The sequence below is a fragment of the Roseibium sp. RKSG952 genome (genome assembly GCF_009711355.1).
Map to the genome: position 1 here is coordinate 1 of NZ_SMMF01000773.1, position 8,547 is coordinate 8,547.

8 protein-coding genes are annotated in these 8,547 nt (G+C 59.9%); 3 read left to right on the forward strand and 5 right to left on the reverse strand.

Annotated features, from left to right (window positions below; genetic code table 11):
* Positions 1 to 194: 194 nt before the first annotated feature.
* From E1297_RS06225 to betI, 5 genes are all read right to left on the reverse strand, one after another.
* A complete protein-coding gene (locus E1297_RS06225) occupies positions 195 to 716 on the reverse strand; it encodes a GNAT family N-acetyltransferase (protein WP_155135326.1) in 522 nt (173 codons plus the stop codon).
* A 9-nt stretch (positions 717 to 725) separates the two neighbouring features.
* Positions 726 to 983 carry a YjhX family toxin gene (locus E1297_RS06230; protein WP_155135328.1) on the reverse strand — a complete coding sequence of 86 codons (258 nt, stop codon included), beginning with the start codon at positions 981 to 983 and terminating at the stop codon, positions 726 to 728.
* Positions 984 to 1,506: 523 nt separating this feature from the next.
* Complete coding sequence (betB, locus tag E1297_RS06235) at positions 1,507 to 2,970, reverse strand: betaine-aldehyde dehydrogenase (protein WP_155135330.1); 1,464 nt, start codon at positions 2,968 to 2,970, stop codon at positions 1,507 to 1,509.
* 35 nt (positions 2,971 to 3,005) lie between these two features.
* Positions 3,006 to 4,664, reverse strand: a complete 1,659-nt coding sequence (betA, locus tag E1297_RS06240; protein WP_155135342.1) for a choline dehydrogenase — start codon at positions 4,662 to 4,664, stop codon at positions 3,006 to 3,008.
* A 30-nt stretch (positions 4,665 to 4,694) separates the two neighbouring features.
* Positions 4,695 to 5,291 carry a transcriptional regulator BetI gene (gene betI / locus E1297_RS06245; RefSeq protein WP_155135344.1) on the reverse strand — a complete coding sequence of 199 codons (597 nt, stop codon included), beginning with the start codon at positions 5,289 to 5,291 and terminating at the stop codon, positions 4,695 to 4,697.
* A gap of 203 nt (positions 5,292 to 5,494) precedes the next feature.
* On the opposite strand from betI, the gene E1297_RS06250 reads away from it, so the two are divergent.
* From E1297_RS06250 to choV, 3 genes are all read left to right on the forward strand, one after another.
* Entirely contained in the window at positions 5,495 to 6,442 is a 948-nt protein-coding gene (locus E1297_RS06250) for a choline ABC transporter substrate-binding protein (protein WP_155135346.1), read from the forward strand.
* Positions 6,443 to 6,525: 83 nt separating this feature from the next.
* Positions 6,526 to 7,374, forward strand: coding sequence for a choline ABC transporter permease subunit (gene choW, locus E1297_RS06255; RefSeq protein WP_368669470.1), 849 nt, complete (start codon positions 6,526 to 6,528; stop codon positions 7,372 to 7,374).
* Positions 7,371 to 8,402 carry a choline ABC transporter ATP-binding protein gene (gene choV / locus E1297_RS06260; protein ID WP_155135350.1) on the forward strand — a complete coding sequence of 344 codons (1,032 nt, stop codon included), beginning with the start codon at positions 7,371 to 7,373 and terminating at the stop codon, positions 8,400 to 8,402. The genes choW and choV overlap by 4 nt, the downstream gene beginning before the upstream one ends.
* Positions 8,403 to 8,547 lie beyond the last annotated feature (145 nt).

Sequence of the window (8,547 nt, forward strand, 5' to 3'; positions counted from 1 at the left end):
CGACATGCGCAGCCCGATAGAAATGCGACAGTCAGAGTTTTCCTCTTGTTGAGGCGGCCAGCGCCCGATCCGACCGGCTGGGCCGGGTTGCAAGGGAGGTGAGGGTGCGGATGATAGGATCCTAGTGACAACGTCCGGACGAACCAGACATTCAACGTGAATGTCGAATGCCTGGTTTTGGTGTGAAGAGCGGGTTACCCGTGCTTCGAAGTGTCCCAACAATGTGCGTGCATAATCGGAGGGATGGCCGTTGTCTTGCCGCTCAGTTTCTGGACCGATCCTGCTGACAACTCAAGGACCATCCATGCTTCGGCGACTGTCAAGAGATCCGGATATGGCGTCTCCTTATCAGTTGGTGCAAACTCGTATCGTGGATAGAAGGTTGGCACACCCAACACGAACACGGCATCCGCTCCGATGGATCTGAGATGTTCGATGCTGGTTTCCATCAGCTCCTTCCCAACGCCCCGGCCTTGATACTCCGGTGATACGCCGCAAGGTGCCAACAGGTAGCATTTGGTCTCTGGGTGATCACGAAAGACAAATGGTGTGAACATGACGTTGCCCGCGATCTTCCCGTCTCGCTTGGCGCTGATCGAGATTGTGTCGGCTTGATCGAGGAAATCTCTTGCGAGCTGAGCGATGTCATCACCTTCGGCTTTGCCGAAAGCTAAACGATGAACTTCCACGATGGAGCTAATTTCTGCCTGGTTCATGGTTCTTTCCTATCTTTGGTTCATTTGGGCGCACACGGAATTGATCCCTCTCGCGGACACGCGGTAGGGGCGGCCATTCTTTGACTGGATTAGGCGTCGTTTAAGAAGGCGCTGGAAAACGCTGAGAGTGCAGTCGGCCAACACATGACCATCACGGGTGTAACAAGTGACGTCATTGATTTTGCCGTTTTCCAGGCGGTCATGATGAATGGACCCGCCAAGGGCGAGTTCATGCAAAACACGCTGTTCGTGCTTTGAGATGTTCATTGGGAAGTCTTGATTTTATGAAAGCACAGAAACAGGACACTCAGCCTTGCGCGTGAGCGTGCCTATCAATGTTGGAGTTCCTGAATTTGCTTCGCCAGGAACGGGCGTTAGGCCCGGGACTCTTTCATAAAATCTCCATTGAGCGAGGCGCATCGCCTCCATCATCACGCGCATTTAGGATGTAAATTTGCGACCGTCAATACGTGCGAATAGTATGATACCTGTGTGTTTGCGCAAAACAGCCTGAACCGCCCCGGGTTTACCGGAGAGTAAAACTCTCACAGAATACCCGTTATGGACCAGAAGACAGGTCCTCCGAGATATACGGCCGAGTTTCGCGAACGTGGCGTTCGGGCAAGTGGCACAAGAGTATGGTGCCGTAGTTCATGCAGTCGAGTTTGATTTATCGGATGCGCAGAACGCGCTCGCTCCGGCATTGGATTTTTGCGGTGAATCTGTTTGGTTTTTGTAAAGTGATGGCGGCGGGTATAGACATAGCCGCCGCCATTTTTATTTCATAACGTCAGAACGCGGCTTCGACGCCGCCCATTTCCACGTAGACGCTCTTGAGCTGGCTGTAATGCTCGATCGCGGCGTGGCCGTTTTCGCGGCCGATGCCCGACTTCTTGTAGCCGCCGAACGGCATTTCGATCGGGGTCAGGTTGTAGGTGTTGATCCAGCAGGTGCCCGCCTCAAGACGGTCAATCACCCGGTGGGCGCGCTGGATGTCCTTTGTGAAGACACCGGCGGCCAGACCGAAATCCGTGCCGTTGGCGCGGGCAAGCACATCGTCTTCATCGTCGAAATCAAGCACACACATGACCGGGCCGAAGATTTCTTCCCGTGCGATCCGCATGTCGTCCCTGACGTCGGCAAAGACGGTCGGCTGAACGAACGTGCCGTCCGGCAGGCTGTCGACGGAGGCCATACCACCACCACAGACAAGCGTGGCGCCTTCCTGTTGGCCCAGCTCCATATAGGACAGGACCTTGTCGAGCTGCGGTCTGGAGACGAGCGGGCCGATATTGACGGCTTCGTCAAGCGGATCGCCAAGGACAGCATTTGCAGTGCGTTCCTTGAGACGTTTCAGGAAGGCGTCCTTGATCTTCTTGTGAACGAACACGCGGGTTCCGTTCGAGCAGATCTGGCCGGACGAATAGAAATTGGCGTTGATCGCCGCCGAGACGGCGTTTTCGATATCCGCATCCTCGAACACGATCAGCGGGGACTTGCCGCCAAGCTCGAGGGTCACCTTCTTCAGGTGCTCGCCTGCAAGGCTTGCGACCCTGGAACCGGTCGGAACGGAGCCGGTGAGCGATACCTTGGCGGCCTTCGGATGGGAAATCAGCCTGGCCCCCGTGTCGCCAAAGCCCTGAACCACGTTGAAGACACCTGCGGGCAGTCCGGCCTCGGTCAGGGCTTCGGCAAGCTTCAGCGCGCTCAAGGGTGTGACTTCGGACGGCTTGAATACCATGGCATTGCCGCAAGCCAAGGCGGGTGCGGCCTTCCAGCACGCAATCTGGATCGGATAGTTCCAGGCGCCGATGCCGACACAGACGCCAAGCGGCTCGCGCTTGGTGAAGGCGAAGGAACCGCCTAAGTCGATGTGTTCGCCGGTCAGCGTGCCTGCGAGATTGCCGAAATACTCCAGGCAGTCGGCGCCGGAAGCAGCATCTGCGACCAGTGTTTCCTGCAAGGGCTTGCCGGTGTCCAGCGTTTCCAGAACCGACAGTTCACGGTTCTTGTTCCGCAGGAGATCGGCGGCCTTGCGCAGGACCCGGCCGCGCTCGGCGGCAGGGGTTGCGGCCCAGACCTTCTGGCCTGCTTCGGCAGCAGCCATGGCGGCTTCGATGGTTGTGTCAGTGGCGGCGGTCAGCTTTGCAATGGTCTCGCCGGTCGCCGGATAGATCGACACCAGCTCTGCGCCGCCGGTGCTGTCTTCATAAGCGCCGTTGATGTAATGCGATGCGGTCGGTTGTGCGCGCATTTGTAAATGGTCCTGTCTGTAAACTGTTCTTGCGGTCAGCGTTGCTGGTTGACCCAGTCCGGATGGATCCAGGGTTCAGCATTGGAGGCCGGCAGCGGGTCCTTGCCGAGAATATGGTCGGAGGCCTTTTCGCCGACCATGATCGAGGGGGCGTTCAGGTTGCCGTTGGTGATTTGCGGGAAAATCGAGCTGTCCGCAACACGCAATCCGTCAACGCCGATGACGCGGCATTCCGGATCGACCACGGCCATCGGGTCGTCGGATGCCCCCATCCGGCAGGTGCCGCTCGGGTGATAGGCGCTTTCCACATGCTCGCGGATGAAGCCGTTCAGCTCGTCATCGCTTTGGACATGGCTGCCCGGCTGGATTTCCTTGCCGCGATAAGGGGCAAACGCCTCCTGGCCGAAAATCTCGCGGGTGAGACGGATCGCGGTGCGGAAATCCGCCCAGTCTTCCTCGTGGGACATGTAGTTGAACAGGATCGACGGCTTTGCGCGCGGATCTCCGGAGGTCAGCTTGACATGACCGCGTGACCTGGAGCGCATCGGCCCGACATGGGCCTGGAAACCGTGGCCTTCGGCTGCCGCCTTGCCGTCATAGCGCACGGCGAAGGGCAGGAAGTGATACTGGATGTCCGGATACTTGACGCCCGCCCTGGAGCGGATGAAGGCGCAGCTTTCGAACTGGTTCGACGCACCGTGGCCGGTCTTGAAGAACAGCCATTGCGCCCCGATCAGCGCCTTGGAGATCGGGTTCCAGTGCTTGTAGAGCGTGATCGGCTGGGTGCAGGCCTGCTGGATGTAGAGTTCCAGATGGTCCTGCAGGTTTTCACCGACGCCCGGACGGTCGGCGACCACGCTGATGCCGTGTTCGGCCAGATGGCTCGCGGCCCCGATGCCGGACTGCATCAGGATTTTCGGCGAGTTGATCGAGGACGCTGCGAGAATGACCTCGCGGGCAGCCGATGCGGTCTTGCGCTCGCCGCCGGTCTCATATTCGACGCCGGTGGCGCGCTGCCCGTCAAAGGTGACCCGGTGGACCAGCGCACCCTTGACCAGCTCGATGTTCTTGCGCTTCAGCGCCGGTTTCAGATAGGCGTTGGCGGTAGACCAGCGGCGGCCCTTGTGGACCGTCATTTCCATGTCCGCAAAACCTTCCTGACGCTGGCCGTTATAGTCCTGCGTCACGCCGTATCCGGCCTGTTCGCCCGCGTCCTTGAAGGCGTGGAACAGCGGGTTCCACTTGGTGCCGCGCCGGACATGCAGCGGGCCGGATGTGCCGCGCCAGCCCTGTTCGCCGCCATGACTGGTTTCCAGACGCTGGTAGTAGGGCAGCACATGCCGGTAGCCCCAGCCGCTTGCCCCCATGTCTTCCCAGGTGTCGAAATCGCAGGCGTGGCCGCGCACATAGACCATGCCGTTGATCGAGGACGAGCCTCCGATCACCTTTCCGCGCGGGGTGGCCAGACGGCGTCCGCCCAGATGCGGCTCCGGCTCGCTTTCATACCCCCAGTCATAGCGGGACATGTTCATCGGATAGGACAGGGCGGCGGGCATCTGGATGAAGGGGCCGGCATCCGTGCCGCCGAACTCCAGCAGGAGCACGCGATTATCAGGGTTTTCCGACAGCCGGTAGGCCATCGCGCAACCGGCTGAACCGGCGCCGACGATAATGAAATCGAACTGGGCTGACATTTCGTTTGTTCGTCCTTGAAAGGCGGCTGGTTACGCCGCGCCAGTCTGATGCTGGCAAATCTGGGTTTCGACATAATCCTCGACCAGACGGATCGCGGTTTCGCGGTCGGTCGGGCTGTTTCTGAGCGCCTGCCGGATCCACACGCCGTCGATCATCGAGGCGGTGCCTTCCGCTATGCGTTGCGCTTCCGCGCGGCTCATGAAGCTGCGCAGGTCGTGGGTCAGGTTCGACACGAGGCGCGCGCTGTAGATCTGCAACAGACGGCGGTTGCTGCTCGTGGTCAGCGACTGCACATAAAACGCGAGCCAGGCGGCGATGGCTGCCGGCTGAAACTGCTCGGTCGAGAAATTGCCCTCGATGATCGCCGAAATCCGGGCGCGCGGTGTTGTGGCTCGTGCCACCCGGCTGCGGATGGCGGTCCGCAACTCGCGCAGCAAATGGCGCATGGTTTCGGCAAGCAACTGGTCCTTGGACCCGAAATAATGGTGTGCCAGACCGCCGGAGACACCGGCGCGCTTGGCAATTTGTGAGACTGTCACGTCGCAATAGCCGCGCTCGTGGATCGCTTCCACCGTCGCGGAAATCAGGCTGCGCCGCCGCTCCGCCTCCATTCCGATCTTTGGCATGTCACTCTCCTAGCTGGCCTTCGTTTTATTTTTAATTGATCAGTCAATCAATAAAAACTTGCAAAAAGGAAAAGCTGATGGTTCGATATGGAAAAGATTGGGAAACAATCCGGCGCCGCGCATTAGCCGATGGGCGCCGTTGTATCGTTCGCAGAGGGTGATACTGATAGTCGCAGATATTCATGACGAGGAGGGACAGTTACATGAAACTTGCTGCAAGACTTTTGGGCGGCGTGGCGCTCAGTCTGACAATGGCGGGAACGGCAGTGGCCGCAGACCCGGAAAGCTGCAAGACGGTGCGCTTCTCCGATGTCGGCTGGACGGACATCACGGCGACCACGGCAGCTGCTTCCGTGGTTCTGGAAGCGCTCGGATACGAGCCGGAAACCAAGATCCTGTCGGTTCCCGTGACCTATGCCTCGATGAAAAACGGCGACATCGACGTCTTTCTCGGCAACTGGATGCCGACCATGGAAGCCGACATCGCACCATATCGCGAGGACGGCTCGGTCCAGACCGTGCGTGCAAATCTGGAAGGCGCGAAATACACGCTCGCCGTCCCGCAATACACCTATGACAAGGGCCTGAAGACCTTTGCCGATATCGCCAAGTTCCGCGCCGATCTCGACGACAAGATCTACGGCATCGAGGCCGGCAATGACGGCAACCGGCTGATCATCGACATGATCGACCAGAATGTTTTCGGTCTCGGCGGCTTTGAAGTGGTCGAATCTTCCGAGCAGGGCATGCTGGCGCAAGTGGCGCGGGCCGAAAGGCGCGATCAGGACATCGTCTTCCTCGGTTGGGCGCCCCACCCGATGAACGCCAATTTCGATATCGAATATCTGGCAGGCGGTGACGACTATTTCGGCCCGGATTACGGCGGGGCGACGGTCTACACCAATGTGCGTGCCGGTTATCTGGAAGAGTGCCCGAATGTCGGCAAGTTCCTGAAAAACCTCTATTTCACCTTGCCGATGGAAAACGAGATCATGGGGGCGATCCTGAATGACAAGGAGAAGCCTGACGAGGCGGCCACCGCCTGGCTCAAGGTCCATCCGGCGACATTCGAGGGTTGGCTGGCCGAAGTCACCACCTTTGACGGACAGGAAGAGGGGATTCCGGCGGTCAAGAGTGCGCTCGGCCTTTAAGCAAGCCTGAAACGTGAAAGCGCTGGGGCCATGTCCCCGGCGCTTTTTCATTGGCTCAGATAAAAACAAGAACGGAGGCTGGCGTGAACTGGCTCACCGAACACAAAATTCCCTTTGGAGCGCGGGTGGAAGCCGCGTTCGATTGGCTCGATGCAAATGCCTATTGGGTTTTCGATGCCATATCCGGGTTCATTGAAGCGCTGATCGACTGGATTCTCTGGGTCTTGCAGTCGCCGCCGCCGCTTGTTGCGGTCGCGATCGTCACAATCGCCGCATACGCTATTCACCGGAAAATCGGCTTTACCATTTTCGTGGCCATCGCTTTGCTGCTGATCATCAACCAGGGCTATTGGGACGAGACGACGGAAACGCTCGCCCTTGTGATCGCCGCCACAACCGTCTGCATGGCCGTAGGGGTGCCCGTCGGCGTCTACGGGGCACACCATCCCCGTTTCTTCGAGGCCTTGCGTCCGGTGCTCGACATGATGCAGACGATCCCGACCTTTGTGTATCTCATCCCGGCCTTGATCCTGTTCGGTCTCGGGATGGTGCCGGGCCTGATTGCAACAGTCATTTTCGCGATACCTGCGCCGATCCGTTTGACCCAGCTCGGGGTGATGTCGGCCCCAACGCCCCTGATCGAGGCGGGAAAAGCCTTCGGCGCCACGGATCGTCAGCTGCTTTGGAAGGTCGAGTTGCCCTACGCGCTGCCGCAAATCATGGCGGGCCTGACACAGACGATCATGCTGTCCCTGTCGATGGTGGTGATTGCCGGTCTGGTCGCGGCTGGCGGCCTCGGGGAAGTGATCGTCCGCGCACTGAACCGTGCGGATATCGCGATGGGCTTCGAGGCAGCTCTTTGTATCGTGCTGATCGCAATCGTTCTGGACCGGTTCTTCCGGACCGATGCGCTTGAAGGAGGCAAACGATGAGTGCTCCAGTCGTTTCATTCAAGGACGTCGACATTGTTTTCGGCGACAAGCCCCAGACCGCGCTGCCGCTGATCGATGCGGGCAGGACCCGCGCCGACATCCAGAAGGAAACCGGTCAGGTGCTTGGTGTGGCCGGTGCCACCTTCGACATCAACGAGGGCGAGGTGGTCGTGCTGATGGGCCTGTCGGGCTCCGGCAAGTCGACGCTCCTGCGCGCCGTCAACGGCCTCAATCCGGTCATCCGGGGCGCGGTTCATGTGCGCGACGGCGAGGCCTGGGTCAATCCGGCGGCCTGTGGCGACGAGGCCCTGCGCCACCTCCGCCGCCGCCGGATTGCCATGGTGTTCCAGCAATTCGGTCTGTTGCCCTGGCGCACGGTTGCCGAAAATGTCGGCTTCGGTCTGGAGCTTGCCGGTGTCAGCGCCAGGGAACGCGAGCAGCGCGTGAAGACCCAGCTCAAGCTGGTCGGCCTTGAGGGCTGGGGGGACAAGCAGGTGCATGAGCTGTCGGGCGGCATGCAGCAGCGCGTCGGGCTGGCGCGCGCCTTTGCAACCGACGCACCGATCCTCTTGATGGACGAGCCGTTCTCCGCGCTCGATCCGCTGATCCGCGACCGGCTTCAGGACGAGCTTCTGGACCTGCAAAAGGAGCTCAACCGGACGATCATCTTCGTCAGCCACGATCTTGACGAAGCCGCGAAGATCGGCTCGCGCATCGCCATCATGGAAGGCGGCCGGGTGATCCAGCTCGGCACGCCGCAAGAGATCGTCAAGTCGCCTGCCGACGGCTATGTGGCGGCCTTTGTCGGTCACATGAACCCGTTGAACGTCCTGCGCGCCCGCGACATCATGGTGCCTCCGGGCAGCATTCCGGGCTCCTTCGCCGAAGCCATGTCCTGCCCGCCCGAAGCGTCGGTACGCGATGTCGCCGAACTCAAGAAGACCACCGGGCAACCGGTTGCCGTGGTTCACAACGGTGCGGTGGTCGGTGTGATTGGCGAGGTCCAGCTGTTGAACTGCATGACGTAAGCTACAAGGCCGCGCCGCTCGCGCGGCCTTGCCCTTTCTGATGGGCAAGCAGCCGGAAGTGTGCGTTGTGTTTGTGTGACGGACCGGAGGACAGCCCGCGCGCCAAAAAAACTCATTCAAAGAAATCCAACACCATCCTTTATGC